A 22,169-nucleotide genomic window follows, 5' to 3' on the forward strand; every position below is an offset into this window, starting at 1 on the left:
TGCGTGTAAACCTGGATGTTCTGAACTTTCATCAGAGCAGCCATGCGCATCGCGTTACGAGCGTATTCCATGAACATCAGGAACGTTGCGCCGTAAGGAACAAAACCGCCGTGTAACGCGATACCGTTCATGATAGCTGTCATACCGAATTCACGTACACCGTAGTGGATGTAGTTACCTGAAAAGTCGTCTGCTTCCAGAGATTTAGAGCCAGACCACATAGTTAGGTTTGAAGGCGCAAGGTCCGCAGAGCCACCCATGAATTCAGGAAGCATTTGACCAAATGCTTCTAGAGCATTTTGAGAGGCTTTACGTGACGCAATGTTTGCTGGGTTTGATTGAAGATCAGCAATGATTTGGTTCGCTTTCTCTTCCCACTGTGAAGGTAGCTCACCGTTTAGACGACGCTTAAGCTCTGCCGCTTCTGCTGGGTAAGCCGCAGCATAAGCATCAAATTTCTCGTTCCAAGCCGCTTCTTTAGCTGCGCCAGCTTCTTTTGCATCCCACTCTGCGTATACGTCTGCAGGGATTTCAAATGGACCAAATTCCCAACCAAGGTACTCACGTGCCGCTTGAACTTCGTCTTGGCCCAGAGGTGCGCCATGACAGTCGTGAGAGCCAGATTTGTTAGGAGAGCCGAAACCAATGATCGTCTTAGTACAGATTAGCGTTGGACGTGGGTCAGCTTTTGCTGCTTCGATTGCAGCGTTGATCGCTTCCGGATCGTGACCATCTACTGCTGGGATTACGTGCCAGCCGTACGCTTCAAAACGCTTAGGTGTATCATCAGAGAACCAGCCTTCAAGGTGACCATCGATAGAGATACCGTTGTCATCCCAGAATGCGATCAGTTTACCTAGGCCTAGTGTACCGGCTAGAGAGCATGCTTCGTGAGAGATACCTTCCATCAGACAGCCGTCACCCATGAATGCATAAGTGAAGTGGTCAACGATGTCGTGGCCTTCTTTGTTGAACTGAGCCGCCAGTGCTTTTTCAGCCATTGCCATACCAACCGCGTTAGTAATGCCTTGGCCTAGAGGACCTGTTGTTGTCTCAATACCCGGTGCGTAACCGTACTCTGGGTGACCCGGAGTTTTTGAATGAAGCTGACGGAAGTTTTTCAGATCATCGATTGATAGCTCGTAACCCGTTAGGTGTAGTAGCGAGTAAATCAACATTGAGCCATGACCATTTGAAAGTACAAAACGGTCGCGATCAGCCCATTCAGGGTTTGCTGGGTTGTGGTTTAGGTGAGAGCGCCAAAGAACTTCAGCGATATCAGCCATACCCATAGGTGCACCTGGGTGACCAGAGTTAGCTTGTTGAACACCATCCATGCTAAGAGCACGGATTGCATTGGCAAGATGTTTACGAGACGACATGTCTGCTCCTGAGTACGTTAAGCGAAACGAAAAAATTGGTCATAATTCTCTCAAAGCCCCTCAGGGTGTGCAATCGATTTCCATCCTAAAACCTCACAAATATGACATCTTTGAATTTAAATCCCCCGAACCTCCCAAAATAATAAATATCGCAGGCAAACGTTTAGTTGTGACAAAAACCAAAAAAGAGCTTGTAATTCGAGCAATCAAACTTAGAATAGCCGTCTAGATGTAGATACACCTGCATATATTAGTATTATTTTGCGCTGGAGCGTTTATCATGCTCCAGTTTTAAACCAGATATAGTGGAGCTAACATGGCTAAGCACCTGTTTACTTCTGAGTCAGTATCAGAAGGTCATCCAGATAAAATTGCAGACCAGATTTCTGATGCGGTTCTTGACGCGATTCTAGAGCAAGATCCAAAGGCTCGTGTTGCATGTGAGACTTACGTTAAAACCGGTATGGTTATGGTGGGTGGTGAAGTCACGACTTCAGCATGGGTTGACATTGAAGAGCTAACTCGTCAAACCGTTCGTGAAATCGGCTACGTACACTCAGACATGGGTTTTGACGCTGACTCTTGTGCAGTACTCAACACAATTGGTAAACAGTCGCCAGATATCAACCAAGGTGTTGATAAAGCAGATCCAAAAGAGCAAGGCGCTGGTGACCAAGGTATTATGTTCGGTTACGCATGTAACGAAACTGAAGTTCTGATGCCAGCTCCAATTACCTACTCTCACCGCCTTGTTGAAAAACAAGCGGAAGTACGTAAGAACGGTACACTACCTTGGTTGCGTCCAGACGCGAAATCTCAGGTAACGTTCCAGTACGACCAAGGCAAGATCGTTGGTATCGATGCCGTTGTTCTGTCAACTCAGCATTGTGATTCTATCTCTACGCCAGATCTGCGCGAAGCGGTAATGGAAGAGATCATCAAGCCTGTACTGCCTTCAGAGTGGATCAATAAAGAGACAAACTTCTTCATCAACCCAACCGGCCGTTTCGTAATCGGTGGTCCAATGGGTGACTGTGGTCTGACTGGTCGTAAAATTATCGTAGATACTTACGGTGGCGCAGCTCGTCATGGTGGTGGTGCGTTCTCTGGTAAAGATCCATCAAAAGTTGACCGTAGTGCCGCATACGCAGCGCGTTACGTAGCGAAAAACATCGTTGCAGCTGGCATGGCTGATCGTTGTGAAATCCAACTTTCTTACGCTATCGGTGTTGCAGATCCAACATCAATCATGGTGGAAACGTTTGGTACTGAGAAAGTCTCTCACGACATCATCATCGAAGCTGTACGTCAGTTCTTCGACCTACGTCCATACGGTCTACAAGAAATGCTTAACCTTCTGCAGCCAATGTACAAGAAGACAGCAGCATACGGCCACTTTGGTCGTGAAGAGTTCCCATGGGAAGCGACTGATAAAGCAGCACTTCTTCGCGAATTCGCTGGCATCAAATAAACCAGCCAGCTCAGGTTCTCCAAAGCCCTCGCCACATGGCGGGGGCTTTTTGTTTTCTCCTATTCTCTTCTTCTCTGATCCACCAGCCTCAGCGATTACGAACAAATTTCGACCAAATAGTTGTAAATTGTCTCAACTCCGCCAATAGTTAAAATATTGTTAACTGACATTGCAATAACAACGCTGATGTAAGCTAATGTGACTACTGCAACCTTGGGAAAAGCGTTAGCCAGGCATCTTTTATGACTTAAACCTAGTAGGGGTTGGTTAGGTCATGTTTCAGATAACTGCGTAGGAATAAGCCAAGGAGGAGTTATGCCTCGAACAGTCAATTCATCCGACTTCCACAGCAAACGAAAGGAAGTCCCTGATAACGAATACGCTAGAACCATTCCGTGCAATACGGTTAATCTGAGTGCGCCGTTCCACTGGCTAGCTCTGGGGTTACATGATTTCGTACGAATGCCGCTGATTAGTGCTTTTTATGGGCTGTGCTTCATGGCGGCAGCAATCGGAATCGTATTACTTGTACAATGGCAAGGCACCCATCTCGTCGTGATGCCGAGTTTAATCGTCTATATGCTTATCGGTCCATTTTTAGCTTTGGGCTTGTATGATGCCAGTTGGGAGCGAGAACGCGGACACAAACCTCGCCTATTTCACTCAATGAAAGCGATAGGCCGCAACTCGACGTCTCAATGGGCATTTGCGGTTCTTCTTGCCGTTTGTATGATTTTCTGGATGCGTATTGCCTCACTTCTACATGCGTTGTATCCATCGGTACAAGGTGCGCCTTTGACCGAGTTCTTGCCTTTCTTGGTGATTGGCTCGTTGATTGGTTTTGTACTGGCAAGTGTGGTGTTTAGCATTTCAGCCTTCTCAATTCCATTAATGATGGAGCGCAGAGTCGACATGATGACGGCTGTGTTCACCAGCTTTAATGCGGTTAAATCCAACATTCCAGCAATGATAGTGTGGGCTGCCATCATCTGTGGGGGTATCTTAATTGGTTTCGCCACCTACGGAATCGGTATGCTGTTTACTATGCCTATTCTCGGCTACGGCACCTGGCATGCTTATCATGCAACGATCAAGAAAAAACACACACCGTAAATCAGTAATGTTATGCTCTAGCCCTCGCAACTGCGGGGGCTTTTTATTGAATGGGTGAGGAAAGCGTGGACATAGAACTAAGCTACCAAGCAAAACAGGTGATGGCGCACTACATCTCATTAGCTGAACATGCTTTTAAGCGCTCATTCCCTCTTCCTGGTATTACGTTTAATGTGCGTGGTAAAGCGGCCGGCAAAGCGTATCTTCAGCTCAATGAAATTCGTCTCAACCCGGTTTTATTTAAAGAAAACACCCAAGCTTTCTTGCAAGAAGTAATACCACATGAGGTCGCTCACCTGGTCACGTATCAGCTATATGGTCGCGTACGCCCTCATGGCAAAGAGTGGCAAACCGTAATGGAGTCCGTATTTAACGTTCCGGCCAAAACCACACATAGTTTCGAAGTCTCTTCCGTTCAAGGCAAAACCTTCGAGTATCGTTGTCGCTGTACCACCTATCCTCTGTCCGTTCGCCGCCATAACAAGGTACTTCGCAAACAAGCCGTGTATTCATGCCAGAAATGTCGTCAGCCTCTGAGCTTCACAGGCGTTCAGCTAACTTAGAGCAGGACAAAGCAATCACCAATCAGGTTCTTTTTTAATTATTAACTTGCTTATTACGAAAGCTAATATCTGAGTGATAGAATGGATAAAGTCATACTTTTTAAAGACTTTAACCATGAAATACCTGTTCTCTTTATTTATTCTCGCGCTATCCAGTGCCGCCGTGGCCGCGCCACCAAGTTCATTTTCTGCCGCTAAGCGCGAAGCTGTAAAAATTTACCACGATAACCCCACCAGCTTTTACTGTGGTTGCAATATTCAATGGCAAGGCAAGAAAGGATTACCTGATCTTGCCTCGTGTGGCTACCAGATCCGGAAACAAGAAAGACGTGCTTCACGCATCGAGTGGGAACACGTCGTACCCGCCTGGCAATTTGGACACCAACGACAATGCTGGCAAAACGGCGGGCGCAAAAACTGCACACGACATGACAAAGTATTCCGTTCAATGGAAGCCGACTTGCACAACCTGACTCCAGCGGTTGGTGAAGTCAATGGTGACCGTTCCAACTACAGTTTCAGTCAGTGGAATGGGATCGATGGCGCAACTTATGGACGTTGTGAAGTCCAGGTGAACTTCAAGCAGCGCAAAGTCATGCCGCCCGATCGCGCACGCGGTTCTATCGCTCGCACCTACCTTTATATGAGCAAAGAGTATGGTTTCAAACTGTCTAAGCAACAAACGCAACTCATGAGCGCCTGGAACAAAACCTACCCGGCTGATAAGTGGGAATGTGAACGCGACAAGCGCATTGCCAAAGTCCAAGGGAACCACAATCCATTCGTTCAAGAGGCCTGTCGCGCACTGTAATCATCGCCAATAGCGACAATCGCCAATCTTTACTATTAAGGCGTTTCATTAACTCCACTTGAAACGCCTCTTGCCCCTTGTTTTTTCGATGGAAAGCATCCATGTTAGGAACTAAGTTTATTCTCTTGCTGGAAATCTCATGCGTATCCCTCGAATTTATCATCCGGAAACCATTCACCAACTTGGCATCACCCCTTTAAGTGACGACGCCGCTGGCCATATAGGCCGCGTACTTCGTATGAAGGAAGGTCAGGAAGTTCTCCTATTTGATGGCAGTGGCGCAGAGTTCCCGGCAGTGATCACCGAAGTCAGTAAAAAGAATGTTCTGGTGGATATCACTGAGCGCGTTGAGAACAGCATCGAATCCCCTTTAGACCTCCACTTAGGACAAGTGATTTCACGTGGCGACAAGATGGAGTTCACCATTCAAAAGTCGGTGGAGCTTGGGGTTAACACCATCACTCCTCTTATTTCAGAGCGTTGTGGTGTAAAACTCGATCAAAAACGTTTTGAGAAGAAACTGGCCCAGTGGCAGAAGATCGCCATCAGTGCTTGTGAACAGTGTGGGCGTAACATCGTTCCGGAAATTCGCCCAATCATGAGCTTGGAAGAGTGGAGCAAAGAAGAGTACGATGGGCTTAAGCTTAACCTTCATCCTAGAGCTAAATACTCGATCAACACCCTACCAACGCCAGTTGAAAAAGTTCGTCTGCTGATCGGCCCAGAAGGCGGTTTATCGTCGGAAGAAATCGACATGACTCGCGAATACCAATTTGAAGAGACGCTCCTCGGGCCGCGTGTATTGCGCACCGAAACTGCGGCTCTTACTGCAATTACAGCTTTACAAGTTCGTTTCGGCGATCTTGGTTAAAACGGAGAAAAATAATGATCAAACTCGGCATTGTAATGGACCCAATTTCGTCCATTAACATCAAGAAAGACTCTAGCTTTGCCATGATGCTTGAAGCGCAACGCCGCGGCTACGAAATCCACTACATGGAAATGAACGATCTTCACCTCGATCAGGGTGTGGCCATTGCTGACACTAAAGTGGTCGAACTCAAAGAAGATCCAAACGGCTGGTACGAGTTCAAGTCAGAGCAAACTATCGAGCTGTCTGAGTTAGACGCCGTCCTGATGCGTAAAGATCCTCCGTTTGACACTGAGTACATCTACGCGACTTACATTCTGGAGCGTGCTGAAGAGCAAGGTACATTAATCGTCAATAAGCCTCAGAGCCTTCGTGACTGTAACGAGAAGCTATTTACGGCTTGGTTCCCTGAATTGACGCCAACAACTATCGTGACTCGTAAAGCCGAAAAGATTAAAGAGTTCCGTGAAAAACACGGTGATGTGATCTTAAAACCGCTTGATGGCATGGGTGGTGCGTCTATTTTCCGCGTGAAAGAGAACGATCCAAACGTATCGGTGATCATCGAAACTCTAACTAATCACGGCCAGTATTACGCCATGGCACAAACGTTCGTACCCGACATCAGCAATGGCGACAAACGCATTCTTGTGGTTGATGGCGAACCAATGCCTTACTGCCTGGCGCGTATTCCTGCGAAAGGCGAAACGCGTGGTAACCTTGCTGCAGGCGGTACAGGTGTAGCACGTCCTCTCAGTGAGACAGACATTAAAATTGCTCAAACCGTCGCCCCGACACTCAAAGAAAAAGGGCTTATTTTTGTCGGCCTTGATGTGATTGGCGATAAGCTGACAGAAATCAATGTAACCAGCCCAACGTGTATCCGTGAAATCGAAGCTGCATTTGATGTTTCAATCACCGGCAAATTAATGGATGCCATTGAACGCCGAGTAAAAGGCGAATAACTGAATTTATAGTACAGTTATAGTAGAGAGCCAAAATGATAACTTAAGCAAATTCATGCATATACTGCTGGCTTGCTTAAGTTCATTTCTGAGTCCTAAGGATCAGTATGAATATGAACCTCACAAACCATTTTTTAGTTGCCATGCCTGGAATGAAAGATCCCTATTTCCAGAACAGCGTGATCTACGTCTGCGAGCACAATGAAGAAGGCGCAATGGGGTTGATAATCAATGCGCCAGTCGACATCACTGTGGGCAACATGCTTAAGCAAGTCAAAGTACAACCTGTACACCCGCGGCTGTTCGAGGCTAGCCTAGACAAGCCGGTATACAACGGCGGTCCAATATCAGAAGATCGTGGTTTTATTCTGCATAAACCAAAAGATTACTATGAATCCAGTATTCAAATGACCGATGATCTTGCCGTCACAACCTCGCGAGACATTCTGACTGTGTTGGGGACCGAAGCAGAGCCAAGCGACTATTTAGTTGCTTTGGGTTACGCAGGCTGGAGCGCAGGGCAGCTGGAAAATGAGTTAGTTGAAAACTCCTGGCTGACCATTGAAGCTACGCCAGAAATCATCTTTGATACCCCAATTACAGACCGTTGGAAAAAAGCAGTAGAAAAACTCGGAATCGATCCGAGTCAGCTTTCTTCTGATGCAGGTCATGCCTGATAGGCCAGACCGTTACCCTAGATTGAGATTTGAGACACCCTATGTCACGTACAATTATGGCTTTTGATTTTGGAACCAAAAGCATCGGCAGCGCCATTGGCCAGGAAATTACTGGTACCGCTTCCCCACTCAAAGCTTTTAAAGCCAACGATGGCATTCCAAACTGGGACGACATCGAAAAGCAGATCAAAGAATGGCAACCCGATTTACTGGTGGTAGGTTTGCCGACAGACCTACATGGCAAAGCTCTGGACACCATTACTCCGCGAGCAAAGAAGTTCGCGAATCGTTTACATGGTCGTTATGGTTTGCCCGTTGAACTTCATGATGAGCGTTTGTCCACAACTGAAGCGCGTGCAGACTTGTTCGAAATGGGCGGCTATAAAGCGCTGTCAAAAGGGAATGTCGATTGCCAATCCGCAGTCGTTATTCTCGAAAGCTGGTTTGAAAACCTGTGGAATGAGTAATACCAACCGACCTAAGTAAGAAAGTGGTCATACTTAATTATAGAGAACCAGAAAACAGGCATCGAACACAAACACGCATGAACCCATCCATGGGGCTTCGATTTGCCATCCATGGCAAATCGAGTTTGTTTATCGAACCCTGTTCCCTGACCAGTTAATTTTCCGGATTGGTATAAACTGGCTCAAATAGAAAAGGTTGGCTTCTGCCAACCTTTTTAGTGTCTGTAACGCACTAATCCATATCGATCTTAACGTTCGCCAAACTGCCTGTTGCCAGAGGTTCACCGCGCTGAGTTTTCAACATGAGACGCAGATCATTCGCCGAGTCTGCACTGTGCAATGCATCTTCTTCACTGATCTTTCCTTGCATCACTAATTTGTAGAGCGACTGGTCAAAGGTCAGCATACCAAACTCATTTGAACGAGCCATGGTCGACTTCAATTCATGCAAATCACCTCGACGGATCAGATCCGATACTCGCGGGCTGTTTAACAAGATCTCAAAAACACCATGACGGCCCTGGCCACTTTTATCACGGATCAACTGCTGGCCAATCACCCCTTTTAAGTTCATAGAAAGATCAAACAAGAACTGCTCTTTTTGATCTTTAGGCACCAAGTGAAGAATACGCTCCAACGCCTGGTTGGCGTTGTTCGCGTGGAGCGTCGCCATACACAAGTGCCCTGTTTCGGCAAAGGTCATCGCATACTCCATTGTCTCTCTACTACGGATTTCGCCGATCAAGATCATATCCGGAGCCTGACGCAGAGAGTTCTTCAAAGCGACTTCGTAACTTTCTGTATCTAAGCCCACTTCACGCTGAGTGACAATACAACGCTGGTGTTCATGCACAAATTCAATCGGATCTTCTACCGTCAAAATATGCCCGGTTTTGTTGTTGTTTCGGTAACCCGTCATCGCCGCCATCGTGGTTGACTTACCAGAGCCTGTGGCACCCACCACCAGCACTAGGCCTCGCTTGGCGATCGCCAAATCTTGCAACACTAAAGGCAGTTTAAGTTGTTCAAAAGTAGGGATTTCAGTTTCAATACGACGAATTACTGCACCCGGTAATTCTCGTTGGAAAAAGGCACTGACACGGAAGCGACCACAGTCTCTGACAATAGCAAAGTTGGACTCTCGACTTTTCCGAAACTCCTGACGACGTTCTGGCTCCATTGCGTTATCGAGTAACTGCGCCACATCACTTTCTGTCAGCTTGTTCCCCTGTGAACGTAATTCACCATCCACTCGAAATAAAATAGGTGCGCCGACAGTGATATAAAGATCCGACGCTTTCTGCGCCAACATACCTTCAAGAAACTTATTCAGGTCCATCTTCCGTATTCACCCTTACTGATATGAATGTTACGAGAATTGCTGCACATCAAGCCCGACTTTACTGTCAGCCTCTTCGTGAGAAACAATACCTTGAGCTAATAACTGACGAGCATTTTGCTCCATCGTCTGCATCCCATGCGCGGCGCCGGTCTGAATTATCGAGTACATCTGAGCCACTTTATCTTCACGAATCAGGTTACGGATTGCAGGTGTCGCCATCATGATTTCGTGACAGGCCACACGGCCACCACCATTACGTTTCAATAGCTTCTGGGCTATAACAGAACGTAACGACTCCGATAACATTGAACGCACCATGTCTTTATCACTGCCCGGAAAGACATCGATAATACGGTCAATGGTTTTCGCTGCGGAGCTGGTGTGAAGCGTTCCAAAAACCAAATGGCCGGTCTCTGCGGCAGTCAACGCAAGGCTGATGGTTTCTTTGTCACGCATCTCTCCAACCAGGATGACATCCGGGTCCTCACGTAACGCGCTACGCAGGGCATTTTGGAAACTGTGGGTGTCACGGTGAACTTCACGCTGGTTGATCAAACATTTGTTGTTGGTGTGAACAAATTCAATTGGATCTTCAATTGTGAGAATGTGCTTATTGTGATTACGATTAATGTAGTCGACAATGGCAGCTAAGGTCGTTGATTTACCGGAACCAGTAGGCCCCGTGACCAGAACCAAGCCTTTTTGTCCGCTTGCTATCTTTGTGAAGATGTCTGGCGCTTCAAGTTCATCAAGTGTTGGAATGCTACTTGGAATGGTACGAAAGACCGCTGCGCAGCCACGGGACTGGTTAAATGCGTTGACACGAAAGCGACCGACGTTCTGTAGTTCAAAAGAGAAATCGACTTCGAGCTTTTCTTCGAACTCACTGCGCTGAGCGTCATTCATGATTTCGAACACCAAGCGGTGTACCTCTTGGTGTGTAAATGCAGGAATACCGAGCTTTCTCACATCACCATCAATTCTGACCATTGGTGCTACACCTGCAGAAAGATGTAGATCTGAGGCATTATGTTTTACACTAAAATCCAGTAACTCAGTGATATCCATTTAAATTCCTTAAGTCTAAAGTACAGCTATGAGTAGTATTCAACAAAATATTGAACATATCACCTCTCAAATTCGCAACGACGAACAAAAATGTGGTCGTGCTCCTGAGTCAGTGCAACTTCTAGCGGTAAGTAAAACCAAACCCGTTGAAGCCATTCTTGAAGCTAACCAAGCAGGCCAGAACGCATTTGGTGAAAACTATGTTCAGGAGGGCGTGAATAAAGTTCAGCACTTCAATCAGCATTATCCAGATAATTGCATAGAATGGCACTTCATCGGCCCGATTCAGTCCAATAAATCACGTCTTGTCGCTGAACATTTCGATTGGGTTCACACCATCGACCGCACAAAGATTGCGCAACGCCTTAATGATCAACGCCCTAGCGAATTAAAACCCTTACAGGTACTGATTCAAGTGAACACCAGTGGCGAAGACTCAAAGTCTGGCGTCACCGATGCAGAAATATTCGAGCTGGCTGAGTTGATTTCTCGTCTTCCCAACCTCACGTTAAGAGGATTGATGTCTATCCCAGCGAACGTAGCCGACTATGATGCACAACTTCATGAATTCCAGAAGCTGGCAGCATTGAAGCAAACGCTACAGCAGCAATACCCAGAGATAGATACCTTGTCCATGGGTATGAGCGGTGATATGACCGCAGCGATAGAAGCAGGCAGCACGATGGTTCGTATCGGAACGGCGATTTTTGGTGCACGTGACTATAGCACCAAAAGTGAATAGCCATCATCGAATAGAGAACATAACTCAATCTTCTCACCGCCAAAGTTAAGCAGTAATACTTAATTGCCATTATGCACTCTGGCGCATTATAAATTGTAAAGTATCACAATGGAAATCAGACAAATGGAACATAAAAAGATTGCCTTTATTGGTGCAGGTAACATGGTGAGAGCCATTATTTCTGGCTTAGTGTCAAACGGTTACCCAGCGCAAAACATTGTGGCAACCGCTCCTTCAGAAACACGCCGCTTGCCACTCGAGCAAGATTTTGGCATCCGTACCACCAACGATAATATCCAGGCGGCTACAGAAGCGGATGTGGTGGTTCTGTCTGTCAAACCACAAATGATGGCGGAAGTATGTAAGCCGCTGCAATCTATCGACTTCAGCAACAAGTTGGTGATTTCTATCGCTGCTGGCATCAATTGTTCACGTTTGAATGAGATACTGGCCACGAAGCTAAACTTGGTTCGCGTAATGCCAAATACCCCTTCTCAACTGGGTTTAGGTATGAGCGGGCTTTTCGCTCCAGAACATGTCAATCAGCAAGATAAAGACTTTGCGGCTCAATTAATGGAAGCCGTAGGTAAAGTGTGCTGGGTTGAACAGGAGTCCGGCATTAATAATGTAATTGCCGCAGCAGGCAGTGCTCCAGCTTATTTCTTCTTGTTCATGGAAGCGATGCAAACAGAAGCTATCGCGCAGGGTTTTGACAAAGAGACAGCTCGTCTGTTGGTTCAGCAAGCGGCATTAGGCGCAGCCAGCATGGTGGTAAACAATCCTGAAACTGAGCTATCTACACTGCGTGAAAATGTGACTTCCAAAGGTGGTACAACCGCTGAAGCACTACGTACATTCAACGAACATCAACTTTCTGATATCGTAGCAAAAGCAATGCAGGCAGCGGTTGCTCGTGCGGAAGAAATGGAAAAACTATTTTAATTACCTGGATGCTTATAGAGAAAAAGCCATCCACCACTTGTTAAGGGTACCTTATGAATTCAATGAGTTTTCTCATCTCAACCCTATTTGACCTGTATATCATGGTCGTTATATTGCGTATTTGGTTGCAAGCTGCGCGTGCAGACTTCTACAACCCTTTCTCGCAATTTATCGTCAAAGCTACTCAGCCTGTGATTGGTCCTCTGCGTCGTTTTATTCCGTCTGTCGGTAACATCGACCTGGCTACCGTTCTCTTTGCGTACCTGTTGTGTGTACTTAAGTTCGTTGCGCTGATCCTAATCGCATCAAGCGGTGCGGTTTCTTTCAGTGTCGAGTTCCTGTTCCTGGGCTTACTGTCTCTGATTAAAGCGGCTGGCGGCTTGTTATTCTGGGTACTGCTGATTCGTGCCATCCTAAGCTGGGTTAGCCAGGGCCGTAGCCCGATTGAGTATGTATTCCACCAGCTAACCGAACCAATGTGTGCACCAATCCGCCGCATTATTCCAGCGATTGGTGGCCTTGATCTTAGCGTCTTGGTTCTGTTTATCGGTCTACAATTCGCCAACTTCCTAATGGGTGACATTGTGGGCCCAATCTGGTTCCAACTGTAGTGTCAGCCGCAGTTTGGCGTGATGGCGAGGACATCGTCCTAAAGCTCTATATTCAACCCAAAGCAAGCCGCGATAAAGTCGTTGGCTTGCACGGAGAAGAGTTAAAAATCGCCATTACTGCACCGCCTGTCGATGGCAAAGCAAATGCCCACCTCACCAAGTTCCTGGCTAAGCAATTTAAAGTTGCAAAGGGTTTGGTTCACATAGAAAAAGGCGAACTGGGACGGCACAAACAAATTCGGATAGAATCGCCCTCTCAGATACCTGCTGACATAAAAGCCATCTTATGATGGCTTTTTATTTAATCTTAGAACGGGTTATTTACATTAAACTTAAATGGAAGTGTCTTTTTGAGGATTTCACGATGAACAAATGGATTACCGCATTACTAATCAGCCTGCTGTCTTTCCCGACTCTCGCCGAGCAGTTCAAAAACATGAAAGACATCGAAGTACATTACGTGGCGTTTAACTCTACCTTTCTGACGCCCAAAATAGCCCGAAGCTATGACATCAAACGTAATGGCTACCTTGCAATCATAAATATCAGTGTGTTGGATAGAGCATCTCTGGGAAAACCAGCGTTAGCAGCGCAAGTCGGCGGGCAAGCTAAAAACCTGATTGGTCAAACTCAGCAATTAACCTTCCGAGAGGTGAAAGAGGGTGACGCCATTTACTACTTAGCCGAGTTACCAGTGACGCATGAAGAAACTTTTACCATCGATATTGATGTAAAAGCTGGAAACAAAGGCTCAGGTAAGCTTAAATTCACCCAGAAATTTTTTGTTGAAGAGTGATATGTCGAAGAGTAGTTGGATCATGATGATCTAAAAGCTTTTGGACACCGGCAGGCCAAAAGCCTTCTAAAGTTGAAATGAAAAGATAAGGAGAACAACATGTTCTCCTTATCGCAATGAAAAGAGAACCTCATGAAAAAAATTGTGTTAGCAACAGGCAACCAAGGCAAAGTACGTGAGATGGCTGATTTGCTATCCGATTTCGGATTCGAAGTATTAGCTCAAAGTGAGTTCAACGTCTCTGACGTTGCAGAAACTGGCACCACGTTTATTGAAAACGCGATCATTAAAGCCCGCCATGCCGCGCAAGAAACCGGCTTGCCTGCTATCGCGGACGATTCTGGCTTAGAAGTCGACTTCCTTAACGGCGCACCTGGCATCTATTCTGCGCGTTACGCTGGCGAAGGTGCGACAGATCAAGAGAACTTAGACAAGCTATTAAAAGCAATGGAAGGTGTACCAGAGGCGGAGCGCACAGCACGTTTCCACTGTGTATTGGTATTGATGCGTCATAAAGACGATCCAACCCCAGTTGTCTGTCACGGTATGTGGGAAGGTCGTATCCTCACAGAAGCTCAAGGTGAGAACGGCTTTGGCTACGACCCTATTTTCTTCGTACCAGAAGACGATTGTGCATCAGCAGAGCTAGAGCCTGCACGTAAAAAGCAGCTATCACACCGTGGTAAAGCACTAAAATCTCTGTTCGCTCAGCTGTCGGCAAAAACAGCTCAGTAAGCACACAGCAAAGTTATATTAAGCGAGTTTATCCATGTTAACGCCCCCCGCACTCAGTTTGTATGTCCACATCCCTTGGTGTGTACAAAAGTGTCCGTATTGTGATTTCAACTCGCATGAACTCAAAGCAGAAATCCCAGAAGAGCAATACATCAACGCTCTTCTGGAAGATCTGGATACCGATATTGAGAAATACGGCGTAAACGATGTGCCGCGCCCGCTGCACTCAATATTCATTGGTGGTGGTACGCCAAGCCTGATTTCAGCGGAAGGGATTGAACGACTGTTACAAGGCATTGAAGCACGTATTCCGTTCAAACCCGATATCGAAATTACCATGGAAGCCAACCCAGGAACGATTGAAGCGGAACGTTTTGCTGGCTACCGTAAAGCAGGTGTCACGCGAATTTCCATTGGTGTGCAAAGTTTCGAGGAAGAGAAGCTGGAACGCCTTGGTCGTATTCATGGTCAGGACGAAGCCGTTAATGCCGCTAAGCTTGCCCATCAAATCGGCTTAAACAGCTTTAACTTGGATTTAATGCATGGTCTGCCCGATCAAAGCATTGAGCAGGCTTTGGCTGACTTGGATAAAGCAATTGAGCTGGCACCGCCGCACCTGTCTTGGTATCAGCTCACCATCGAGCCAAACACCATGTTCTACTATAAGCCACCGACGCTACCTGACGACGATGACTTATGGGACATCTTCGAGCTGGGCCACCAAAAGCTGGCAGCAGCTGGGTACGTACAGTACGAAATTTCTGGTTACAGTAAGCCGGGTTTCCAGTGCCAGCATAATCTCAATTACTGGCGCTTTGGGGATTACCTGGGCATCGGCTGTGGCTCACACGGTAAACTGAGCTTCTCTGACGGACGAATCATTCGTACTACGAAAGTGAAGCACCCTCGTGGATATTTGGCCGCATACCAAAATATGGTTAAGCCTTACCTGCATACCGAACAGTTTGTAGAAGATGAAGACCGCCCGTTTGAGTTTTTCATGAACCGTTTTCGTTTAATGGAAGCGTGTCCGAAACAAGACTTTATCGATACTACAGGATTACCACTGAGTAGCATTCAAGACACCATCAACTGGGCGTTGGCGCTGGGTTACTTGAGTGAGACCGAGACACACTGGCAGATCACTGAGAAAGGTAAGCTGTTCTTAAACGACTTACTCGAAGCGTTTATGGCAGAAGAAGACGAGTAACATCGACAGAAAATAAAGCATAAAAATACCTCTCTATATGAGGAATGCCGTTCGTTTCAAAGCGAACGGCATTTTTAAGTCTCCCGTCATCCTTAACAGCGACGAAGGAGCGTGATTCAGGATCTTCTATCCAAGAACTTTGTTGTAAAAGAGTTTTCTATCTATTCTCAACACGCTGATCTTAGATTCCTAGTCTCGCTAGAGCTCGCTGGAATGACCCGATGAGAGTTCTTAAGCGAAAAGTATTTTCTCTGTGCGAGAACCATTTTTATTTGTGCTGATTCAAATAAACAACTCTAGAAAATAGAACGACCGATCCGCTCAGAAAGCAATTCCAAAGCTTTAGTGCCCGCTAATGAGTTACCAGCAGGGTCGAGCTCCGGAGACCAAACTGCAATCGTCATATCCCCCGGTACGACAGCAATAATTCCACCGCCCACGCCAGATTTACCCGGCATACCGACACGGTAGGCAAACTCACCAGCGCCGTCATAAAGCCCACACGTCGCAAGCAGCGCATTCAATTGCTTGGTTTGAGTTGGTGAGACAATCGGCTTGCCTGTTTGTACCGACGTACCTTTATTGGCTAAATAGCTAAAGGTTTTGGCCAAATCCACACAGCTCATCTTCAAGGCACAGGCATGGAAGTAATTTTGCAGCACGGGTATGACTTCATTGTCGAAGTTACCAAATGAGCGCATCAGGTAAGCAATCGCCGCGTTGCGGTCACCATGCATCATCTCTGAAGCCGCCACCACTTTGTCATACACAATGTGGGTATCGCCGGAAAGCTGGCGAACAAACTCAAGCAAGCGCTGACGAGGCGCAGACAGACGACTTTGTAGCAGATCAGCAACCACTATCGCTCCAGCGTTGATGAACGGGTTGCGCGGAATGCCCTGTTCCATCTCTAACTGAATTAAAGAGTTAAAGGCCTGACCTGATGGCTCTTTCCCCACTCTTGTCCATATCTCTTCTTGCTTATACAAGCACATTGCCAGTGTCAGACTCAACGCTTTAGAAATAGACTGGATAGAGAAAGGCTCATCGGCGTCTCCCGCCTTAATCACTTCACCTTCGTTGGTGTATACCGCAATACCTAACTTGTTGCTGGGTACTTTTGCCAGAGCGGGAATGTAATTTGCTACTTTTCCCTGACCGATCAAAGGACGAACTTCGGTCAGAATATCTGTCAAAATTTCCACTGTAGGTTTCATTGTTCACCTTATTATCGCTGATTTCATTCAGAGGTAAAAAAAGCCAACAGAATGTTGGCTTTTCAAAGATTCGTTATCGAACAATCGATTATGGTTTCACGGCCACAATAATATTGCGGTTTATGGATTGATCCACACGGTGAAGGTAACCGATGTAAGGCTCTTCTGAAAGCACCTTCCACCCTTGCTCTTCAAACAGTGCCGCGACATCTTTCCATTTCAGAGTGAATTCATTGAAAGACAACACCACAGAACCTTGCTTTTTCAGCACCACTTTCCATGCAGGCAAAGCTTCTTTTAAAAGCTCTATTGGGCTGCGGTTCAGTTTACTGTCTTTGGCATTTTTACTGCCATGCTGCACACCATAAGGCAAGTCAGACACCATAACGTCAACCGAGTTTTTCTTCACAACTTGGTCAGCAATACGCGTATCCGCCGAGTACAGCTTCATACTCTGAAGATTACCCTGGTTGTAATCCTCTTTGTTCGCTGCAGCTTCCACCACGAAACCATCGGCCACTTTCTTACCAGCAGAAGTGCGCTTCTCTTTGCTCACTTTATGCTTAAAGCGGCCGTTTTTCATAAACTTAACGATGAAGGTTTGGATCTCTTGCACCCATTTAGCGTTGATCTCCACACCCACCACGTTCAAGCCATGAATCAAACCTTCGAACAGGGTTGTACCTTTACCACACATCGGGTCCATTAAGGTCAGTTGCTTACTTCCTGTATTGGACGCACTAATGCCAATATTCACCATCAAACGGGTAAACTGTTCGTTTGTTTTCCCGGTATAACGCAAGATCTGGCTCATGCTCTCCGGGAAAGTATTGAATGCAGGCGCTTGAATTGGTCGAAGCAAACCATCTTCACGTACTTCAAATAGTGCATAGTAAATAGAAGAGGCCGCGATTCTTCGCGTCTGCTCATCACTTAGCGCTTCCTGACAAGAAAACACCAGCGCGGCAGGTAGGCCAACCTCTTTACTACCAATCTCTGTCACATCCACGCCTTGTGAAGCTAAAATCGCTTTTAGTTCCGAACAGGCGATGGTCATTGCGCTATCAAAGTAAATTCGGTTATGACCCGGATTCGCTAATATCGCGTAATGGTACATCCCATGAACTCCTCTGGTTACGCAATACGCTTGTATTTAATATCCCACACACCGTGACCAAGACGGTGACCACGAGCTTCAAACTTGGTTAGCGGACGATCGTCTGGACGAGGAACAAAATCACCGTCTTTAGCAATGTTTTCAAAACCTGGTGCTTGGTTCATGACTTCAATCATGTGCTCAGCGTAGTTTTCCCAGTCTGTGGCCATGTGGAACACACCTTCATTAGGGATAAGCTTCTCACGAACCATTTCTGCAAAAGCTAACTGCACGATACGACGTTTATGGTGACGTTTTTTGTGCCACGGGTCTGGGAAGAACAGCTGCAGTGTTGCCAGGCTATCATTCGGGATCATGTGCTCAAACACTTCTACCGCGTCATGACACATAACACGCAGGTTAGTAACACCCGCTTCACGAGCATCAGAAAGACAAGCACCGACACCCGGGCTGTGTACTTCAATACCAATAAAGTTTTTTTCAGGTGCGTTCTTTGCCATTTCAACCAGTGAAGCACCCATACCAAAACCGATTTCAAGTACAACCGGGTTGTCGTTACCAAAGACCTCTTTCCAATCAAGAAGTTCTGCTTTGTAATCGATACCCATTGTTGGCCAGCACTCATTCATCGCGCTCTCTTGGCCCTTGGTTAGGCGGCCTTCGCGACGAACGAAACTGCGGATTTTACGGATCAGCTTGCCGTCTTCGTTGTATTCGTTAGTGGTTACTTCACTCATTGATTTTGCCTGCACATTGATTAATCAAAGCGGGGATTATCCAAAGAATTTACTCGGGTGCAAGTTTTTGTTGAGCTCTTGGTCTGCCACGACTCAAAAGCTATACAGCTCCCTGTAATATCCCCACACTTTAACAGTTGTACTTATCACCCATTCGTGGTGCAATTTTGCCCCAAACCAATAATAGAATACAGAGCAAGTCGTGACCCCTTTCGCCAGTGCCATTTTAGAGTGGTATGACGCATATGGAAGAAAAGACCTTCCATGGCAACAAAACAAAACCGCATACAGTGTCTGGTTGTCTGAAATCATGCTTCAGCAAACTCAGGTCACTACGGTAATTCCCTACTTCCAACGTTTTTTGGAGCGATTTCCGACCGTGATTGACCTTGCCAACGCAGAGCAAGATGAAGTGCTTCACCTGTGGACTGGTCTCGGTTACTACGCGCGCGCTCGTAACCTGCATAAAGCGGCCAAAGAGGTTGCCCAAAAATACAACGGTGAGTTTCCCCTTGATGTCGAACAAATGAATGCGCTGCCAGGAATTGGTCGTTCAACCGCAGCAGCAATACTTTCATCGGTACATAAACAGCCCCATGCGATTCTCGATGGTAACGTTAAGCGTACGCTTTCCCGAAGCTTTGCGGTTGCAGGATGGCCAGGGCAGAAAAAAGTGGAAAACCAGCTCTGGGACATTGCCGAGACACACACTCCGCAAACTGACGTCGACAAGTACAATCAAGCCATGATGGATATGGGCGCCATGGTCTGCACACGCAGCAAACCTAAATGCACTTTATGTCCTGTGGCTGATCTATGTGTGGCGAAAAAACAAGACAATGTCCTCGACTATCCGGGTAAAAAGCCCAAGAAAGATAAACCGGTGAAGCAAACCCGATTTGTGATGCTTCATCATAATGACGAAGTATGGCTGGAACAAAGACCTCAAACTGGAATTTGGGGCGGGTTATTCTGCTTTCCACAAACCGAACATGTTGATGTCGAAAGCGATATTGATTTGCTGTTGGAACAACGCGGCATTCAAACCAATGACATTAAACAGCAGCAAACGCTGATCACTTTTCGCCATACCTTCAGTCATTACCATCTCGATATCACCCCAATTTTGATTGACCTGTCAAAGCAACCCAATGTGATAATGGAAGCCAACAAAGGTCTTTGGTATAACTTATCTAAACCTGAAGAAGTAGGCTTAGCCGCGCCAGTTAAACTATTGCTGGAAACGCTACCCCACGAACTTCGATAATTGAATGCAAGGAGTCATTATGAGCCGCACTGTGTTTTGTGCTCGACTAAAGAAAGAAGGCGAAGGTCTAGACTTTCAACTTTACCCAGGTGAGCTAGGTAAACGTATTTTTGACAATATCTCTAAAGAAGCCTGGGCTGAGTGGCAACACAAACAAACCATGTTGATCAACGAAAAGAAGCTCAACATGATGGATCCTGAGCACCGTAAACTGATCGAAACTGAAATGGTGAACTTCCTGTTTGAAGGTAAAGACGTTCACATCGATGGTTACACACCGCCTAGCGAATAAAACACTTTGTTCTAATAAAGTAAGTTTATTCAAAAACAATGACATCACATAAAAACTTGTGGTGTCATTGACACGCCATCCCATCAAATAATTAGCCATGAAAAAAATTGCCGTTATCGTTGCAGCCCTTCTATTAACAACAGGTTGCAGTCGCGAGGTTGTCGAAAAGTTTTACGCTGTCGATTACGAACCGACCAACCGTTTCGCCAATAACTTAGCCGAGTTACCAGGACAATTTGAGAAAGACACCGCGGCTCTCGATTCATTAATTAGTAGTTTCTCAGGTAATATCCAAAAAAAGTGGGGGAAACGAGAAGTTAAGCTCGCAGGTAAAAGCAATTACGTAAAATATATCGATAACTACCTCAGTCGAGCCGAAGTCGACTTCCAAAAAGGTGTGATCACCATTGAGACCGTGTCTCCGACCGAACCACAAAAGCACCTCAAAAACGCTATCATCACCACCCTACTTACTCCCGATGACCCGGCGAATGTCGATCTGTTTTCTTCCAAAGATATCAAACTCGAAGGTCAACCTTTTCTCTATAAACAGGTCGTTGACCAGGATAACAAGCCTATTCAGTGGTCATGGCGAGCTAACCGCTTTGCCGATTACCTGATTAGTCACGAAATAAAAACCAAAGACGTCGACTTCAAAAAAGCGTACTACGTAGAGATCCCGATGGTGGAAGATCACTTCATCCAACGCAGCTATCAATATGCCAGCATCGTACGCCGCGCTTCGGAGAAATACGATATTGCCGAAGACTTGATTTACGCCATAATCAAAACTGAAAGCAGTTTTAATCCATATGCCGTCAGTTGGGCGAATGCCTATGGCTTGATGCAAGTCGTACCGAAAACCGCAGGACGTGATGTATTTACTCTGGTAAAAAACCGCTCAGGACAGCCTAGCCCGGAGTATCTGTTCAACCCAGAAAACAACATTGATACCGGAACGGCTTACTTCTACATCTTGAAAAACCGTTATTTGAAAGATGTCAGCCACCCAACGTCGCTCGAATACAGCATGATATCCGCATACAACGGCGGAACTGGTGGCGTTTTGAACACTTTCGATAGGAACAATAGAAAGCGGGCAATGAATGACTTAAATTCGCTACGACCCAATCAAGTTTATTGGGCATTAACCAATAAACATCCCAATGCAGAAGCACGACGCTACCTAGAAAAAGTTACAAATTTCAAAAAGGAATTTAACTCTGTGCACACTTTCTAGCACCAGTTGAGCAAAAAGCGTTCGAACAACCGCTTTTTTGAAATTATTTAAAAAAAGTGGTTGACGCAAAGCGGGAAAATCCGTTTAATAGCGCTCCGTTGCCCGGATAGCTCAGTCGGTAGAGCAGAGGATTGAAAATCCTCGTGTCGGTGGTTCGATTCCGCCTCCGGGCACCACAGTTTATTAATTGTTGGTGCTTAGCACGGACAATAGTTAAAAGAATAAAGTGTGCCGACTTAGCTCAGTAGGTAGAGCAACTGACTTGTAATCAGTAGGTCACCAGTTCGATTCCGGTAGTCGGCACCATTCTTTTGCCTCGATAGCTCAGTCGGTAGAGCAGAGGATTGAAAATCCTCGTGTCGGTGGTTCGATTCCGCCTCGAGGCACCATTATTTGGTGCACTTGCTTAATCTAAACTGATTGGCAAGACACAAACAACTTTTTGTTGTTAAAAGAACAATTCCTCCTTAGCTCAGTTGGTAGAGCGACGGACTGTTAATCCGCAGGTCGCTGGTTCGAGCCCAGCAGGAGGA

Annotated in this window: 25 protein-coding genes and 4 tRNA genes; 23 read left to right on the forward strand and 6 right to left on the reverse strand. The window is 46.3% G+C overall.

What is annotated here, in order from left to right:
- The coding region (gene tkt, locus RXX31_RS23720; RefSeq protein WP_317592083.1) for a transketolase at positions 1 to 1,382 on the reverse strand (1,382 nt) is incomplete at its 3' end.
- On the opposite strand from tkt, the gene RXX31_RS23725 reads away from it, so the two are divergent.
- The 9 genes from RXX31_RS23725 to ruvX all read left to right on the forward strand — a co-directional run bounded on the left by RXX31_RS23725 (position 1,381) and on the right by ruvX (position 8,320).
- Complete coding sequence (locus RXX31_RS23725) at positions 1,381 to 1,611, forward strand: hypothetical protein (RefSeq protein ID WP_317592084.1); 231 nt, start codon at positions 1,381 to 1,383, stop codon at positions 1,609 to 1,611. The two genes, tkt and RXX31_RS23725, sit on opposite strands and share 2 nt — an antisense overlap.
- Positions 1,612 to 1,698: 87 nt before the next feature.
- Complete coding sequence (metK, locus tag RXX31_RS23730; RefSeq protein WP_317592085.1) at positions 1,699 to 2,853, forward strand: methionine adenosyltransferase; 1,155 nt, start codon at positions 1,699 to 1,701, stop codon at positions 2,851 to 2,853.
- A 315-nt stretch (positions 2,854 to 3,168) separates the two neighbouring features.
- The gene (locus RXX31_RS23735; RefSeq protein ID WP_317592086.1) at positions 3,169 to 3,966 is read left to right on the forward strand and encodes a DUF2189 domain-containing protein; all 798 of its coding nucleotides are present in this window, start codon (positions 3,169 to 3,171) and stop codon (positions 3,964 to 3,966) included.
- Between the two features lie 65 nt (positions 3,967 to 4,031).
- A complete protein-coding gene (locus tag RXX31_RS23740; protein WP_317592087.1) occupies positions 4,032 to 4,529 on the forward strand; it encodes a SprT family zinc-dependent metalloprotease in 498 nt (165 codons plus the stop codon).
- Between the two features lie 115 nt (positions 4,530 to 4,644).
- Positions 4,645 to 5,340 (forward strand): deoxyribonuclease I, encoded by a 696-nt coding sequence (gene endA / locus RXX31_RS23745; protein ID WP_317592088.1) that lies wholly within the window; start codon positions 4,645 to 4,647, stop codon positions 5,338 to 5,340.
- Between the two features lie 139 nt (positions 5,341 to 5,479).
- Entirely contained in the window at positions 5,480 to 6,211 is a 732-nt protein-coding gene (gene rsmE / locus RXX31_RS23750) for a 16S rRNA (uracil(1498)-N(3))-methyltransferase (protein ID WP_317592089.1), read from the forward strand.
- A 14-nt stretch (positions 6,212 to 6,225) separates the two neighbouring features.
- Entirely contained in the window at positions 6,226 to 7,176 is a 951-nt protein-coding gene (gshB, locus tag RXX31_RS23755) for a glutathione synthase (protein ID WP_317592090.1), read from the forward strand.
- Between the two features lie 113 nt (positions 7,177 to 7,289).
- Positions 7,290 to 7,853 carry a YqgE/AlgH family protein gene (locus RXX31_RS23760; RefSeq protein WP_264906045.1) on the forward strand — a complete coding sequence of 188 codons (564 nt, stop codon included), beginning with the start codon at positions 7,290 to 7,292 and terminating at the stop codon, positions 7,851 to 7,853.
- Between the two features lie 41 nt (positions 7,854 to 7,894).
- A complete protein-coding gene (gene ruvX, locus RXX31_RS23765) occupies positions 7,895 to 8,320 on the forward strand; it encodes a Holliday junction resolvase RuvX (RefSeq protein WP_317592091.1) in 426 nt (141 codons plus the stop codon).
- 232 nt (positions 8,321 to 8,552) lie between these two features.
- On the opposite strand, the gene RXX31_RS23770 is transcribed toward ruvX, so the two are convergent.
- Positions 8,553 to 9,659, reverse strand: a complete 1,107-nt coding sequence (locus tag RXX31_RS23770) for a PilT/PilU family type 4a pilus ATPase (protein ID WP_317592092.1) — start codon at positions 9,657 to 9,659, stop codon at positions 8,553 to 8,555.
- Between the two features lie 30 nt (positions 9,660 to 9,689).
- Entirely contained in the window at positions 9,690 to 10,730 is a 1,041-nt protein-coding gene (locus tag RXX31_RS23775; protein WP_317592093.1) for a type IV pilus twitching motility protein PilT, read from the reverse strand.
- A gap of 28 nt (positions 10,731 to 10,758) precedes the next feature.
- Here RXX31_RS23775 and RXX31_RS23780 point away from each other — a divergent pair, with 28 nt between their 5' ends.
- From RXX31_RS23780 to hemW, 7 genes are all read left to right on the forward strand, one after another.
- Positions 10,759 to 11,472, forward strand: a complete 714-nt coding sequence (locus RXX31_RS23780; protein WP_317592094.1) for a YggS family pyridoxal phosphate-dependent enzyme — start codon at positions 10,759 to 10,761, stop codon at positions 11,470 to 11,472.
- 123 nt (positions 11,473 to 11,595) lie between these two features.
- Positions 11,596 to 12,414 carry a pyrroline-5-carboxylate reductase gene (proC, locus tag RXX31_RS23785; RefSeq protein WP_317592095.1) on the forward strand — a complete coding sequence of 273 codons (819 nt, stop codon included), beginning with the start codon at positions 11,596 to 11,598 and terminating at the stop codon, positions 12,412 to 12,414.
- Between the two features lie 53 nt (positions 12,415 to 12,467).
- Complete coding sequence (locus RXX31_RS23790; protein ID WP_317592096.1) at positions 12,468 to 13,025, forward strand: YggT family protein; 558 nt, start codon at positions 12,468 to 12,470, stop codon at positions 13,023 to 13,025.
- Positions 13,025 to 13,315 (forward strand): DUF167 family protein YggU, encoded by a 291-nt coding sequence (yggU, locus tag RXX31_RS23795; RefSeq protein WP_317592097.1) that lies wholly within the window; start codon positions 13,025 to 13,027, stop codon positions 13,313 to 13,315. Before RXX31_RS23790 ends, yggU begins: the two co-directional genes overlap by 1 nt.
- A 74-nt stretch (positions 13,316 to 13,389) precedes the next feature.
- Complete coding sequence (locus tag RXX31_RS23800) at positions 13,390 to 13,821, forward strand: DUF4426 domain-containing protein (protein WP_317592098.1); 432 nt, start codon at positions 13,390 to 13,392, stop codon at positions 13,819 to 13,821.
- Positions 13,822 to 13,953: 132 nt separating this feature from the next.
- Positions 13,954 to 14,556 carry an XTP/dITP diphosphatase gene (locus tag RXX31_RS23805; protein ID WP_317592099.1) on the forward strand — a complete coding sequence of 201 codons (603 nt, stop codon included), beginning with the start codon at positions 13,954 to 13,956 and terminating at the stop codon, positions 14,554 to 14,556.
- Between the two features lie 34 nt (positions 14,557 to 14,590).
- Positions 14,591 to 15,766 carry a radical SAM family heme chaperone HemW gene (gene hemW, locus RXX31_RS23810; RefSeq protein WP_317592100.1) on the forward strand — a complete coding sequence of 392 codons (1,176 nt, stop codon included), beginning with the start codon at positions 14,591 to 14,593 and terminating at the stop codon, positions 15,764 to 15,766.
- A gap of 296 nt (positions 15,767 to 16,062) precedes the next feature.
- On the opposite strand, the gene glsB is transcribed toward hemW, so the two are convergent.
- The 3 genes from glsB to trmB all read right to left on the reverse strand — a co-directional run bounded on the left by glsB (position 16,063) and on the right by trmB (position 18,837).
- Positions 16,063 to 16,983, reverse strand: coding sequence for a glutaminase B (glsB, locus tag RXX31_RS23815; protein WP_317592101.1), 921 nt, complete (start codon positions 16,981 to 16,983; stop codon positions 16,063 to 16,065).
- 88 nt (positions 16,984 to 17,071) lie between these two features.
- A complete protein-coding gene (locus RXX31_RS23820; protein ID WP_317592102.1) occupies positions 17,072 to 18,100 on the reverse strand; it encodes a DNA methylase in 1,029 nt (342 codons plus the stop codon).
- 17 nt (positions 18,101 to 18,117) lie between these two features.
- Positions 18,118 to 18,837 carry a tRNA (guanosine(46)-N7)-methyltransferase TrmB gene (trmB, locus tag RXX31_RS23825; RefSeq protein ID WP_317592103.1) on the reverse strand — a complete coding sequence of 240 codons (720 nt, stop codon included), beginning with the start codon at positions 18,835 to 18,837 and terminating at the stop codon, positions 18,118 to 18,120.
- A 202-nt stretch (positions 18,838 to 19,039) separates the two neighbouring features.
- Here trmB and mutY point away from each other — a divergent pair, with 202 nt between their 5' ends.
- The 7 genes from mutY (at position 19,040) to RXX31_RS23860 (ending at position 22,169) form a co-directional block, all read left to right on the forward strand.
- Positions 19,040 to 20,104, forward strand: a complete 1,065-nt coding sequence (gene mutY, locus RXX31_RS23830; protein WP_317592104.1) for an A/G-specific adenine glycosylase — start codon at positions 19,040 to 19,042, stop codon at positions 20,102 to 20,104.
- 19 nt (positions 20,105 to 20,123) lie between these two features.
- Positions 20,124 to 20,396 (forward strand): oxidative damage protection protein, encoded by a 273-nt coding sequence (locus tag RXX31_RS23835; protein WP_014233043.1) that lies wholly within the window; start codon positions 20,124 to 20,126, stop codon positions 20,394 to 20,396.
- Between the two features lie 97 nt (positions 20,397 to 20,493).
- Positions 20,494 to 21,636 carry a membrane-bound lytic murein transglycosylase MltC gene (gene mltC, locus RXX31_RS23840; RefSeq protein WP_317592105.1) on the forward strand — a complete coding sequence of 381 codons (1,143 nt, stop codon included), beginning with the start codon at positions 20,494 to 20,496 and terminating at the stop codon, positions 21,634 to 21,636.
- Positions 21,637 to 21,736: 100 nt separating this feature from the next.
- Positions 21,737 to 21,812: transfer RNA gene (locus RXX31_RS23845), tRNA-Phe, on the forward strand.
- Between the two features lie 54 nt (positions 21,813 to 21,866).
- Positions 21,867 to 21,942: transfer RNA gene (locus tag RXX31_RS23850), tRNA-Thr, on the forward strand.
- Between the two features lie 7 nt (positions 21,943 to 21,949).
- Positions 21,950 to 22,025, forward strand: a tRNA-Phe gene (locus RXX31_RS23855).
- Positions 22,026 to 22,097: 72 nt separating this feature from the next.
- Positions 22,098 to 22,169: transfer RNA gene (locus RXX31_RS23860), tRNA-Asn, on the forward strand.

Source organism: Vibrio sp. EA2 (assembly GCF_033042495.1).
Lineage (GTDB): Bacteria > Pseudomonadota > Gammaproteobacteria > Enterobacterales > Vibrionaceae > Vibrio.

Bases quoted from the DNA above. Each gene is read 5' to 3' on its own strand.
- RXX31_RS23725 (WP_317592084.1), top strand. From the start codon at position 1,381: ATGTCTGCTCCTGAGTACGTTAAGCGAAACGAAAAAATTGGTCATAAT.
- metK (WP_317592085.1), top strand. From the start codon at position 1,699: ATGGCTAAGCACCTGTTTACTTCTGAGTCAGTATCAGAAGGTCATCCA.
- RXX31_RS23735 (WP_317592086.1), top strand. From the start codon at position 3,169: ATGCCTCGAACAGTCAATTCATCCGACTTCCACAGCAAACGAAAGGAA.
- endA (WP_317592088.1), top strand. From the start codon at position 4,645: ATGAAATACCTGTTCTCTTTATTTATTCTCGCGCTATCCAGTGCCGCC.
- rsmE (WP_317592089.1), top strand. From the start codon at position 5,480: ATGCGTATCCCTCGAATTTATCATCCGGAAACCATTCACCAACTTGGC.
- gshB (WP_317592090.1), top strand. From the start codon at position 6,226: ATGATCAAACTCGGCATTGTAATGGACCCAATTTCGTCCATTAACATC.
- RXX31_RS23760 (WP_264906045.1), top strand. From the start codon at position 7,290: ATGAACCTCACAAACCATTTTTTAGTTGCCATGCCTGGAATGAAAGAT.
- ruvX (WP_317592091.1), top strand. From the start codon at position 7,895: ATGTCACGTACAATTATGGCTTTTGATTTTGGAACCAAAAGCATCGGC.
- RXX31_RS23770 (WP_317592092.1), bottom strand. From the start codon at position 9,659: ATGGACCTGAATAAGTTTCTTGAAGGTATGTTGGCGCAGAAAGCGTCG.
- RXX31_RS23775 (WP_317592093.1), bottom strand. From the start codon at position 10,730: ATGGATATCACTGAGTTACTGGATTTTAGTGTAAAACATAATGCCTCA.
- RXX31_RS23780 (WP_317592094.1), top strand. From the start codon at position 10,759: ATGAGTAGTATTCAACAAAATATTGAACATATCACCTCTCAAATTCGC.
- proC (WP_317592095.1), top strand. From the start codon at position 11,596: ATGGAACATAAAAAGATTGCCTTTATTGGTGCAGGTAACATGGTGAGA.
- RXX31_RS23790 (WP_317592096.1), top strand. From the start codon at position 12,468: ATGAATTCAATGAGTTTTCTCATCTCAACCCTATTTGACCTGTATATC.
- RXX31_RS23800 (WP_317592098.1), top strand. From the start codon at position 13,390: ATGAACAAATGGATTACCGCATTACTAATCAGCCTGCTGTCTTTCCCG.
- RXX31_RS23805 (WP_317592099.1), top strand. From the start codon at position 13,954: ATGAAAAAAATTGTGTTAGCAACAGGCAACCAAGGCAAAGTACGTGAG.
- hemW (WP_317592100.1), top strand. From the start codon at position 14,591: ATGTTAACGCCCCCCGCACTCAGTTTGTATGTCCACATCCCTTGGTGT.
- glsB (WP_317592101.1), bottom strand. From the start codon at position 16,983: ATGAAACCTACAGTGGAAATTTTGACAGATATTCTGACCGAAGTTCGT.
- RXX31_RS23820 (WP_317592102.1), bottom strand. From the start codon at position 18,100: ATGTACCATTACGCGATATTAGCGAATCCGGGTCATAACCGAATTTAC.
- trmB (WP_317592103.1), bottom strand. From the start codon at position 18,837: ATGAGTGAAGTAACCACTAACGAATACAACGAAGACGGCAAGCTGATC.
- RXX31_RS23835 (WP_014233043.1), top strand. From the start codon at position 20,124: ATGAGCCGCACTGTGTTTTGTGCTCGACTAAAGAAAGAAGGCGAAGGT.
- mltC (WP_317592105.1), top strand. From the start codon at position 20,494: ATGAAAAAAATTGCCGTTATCGTTGCAGCCCTTCTATTAACAACAGGT.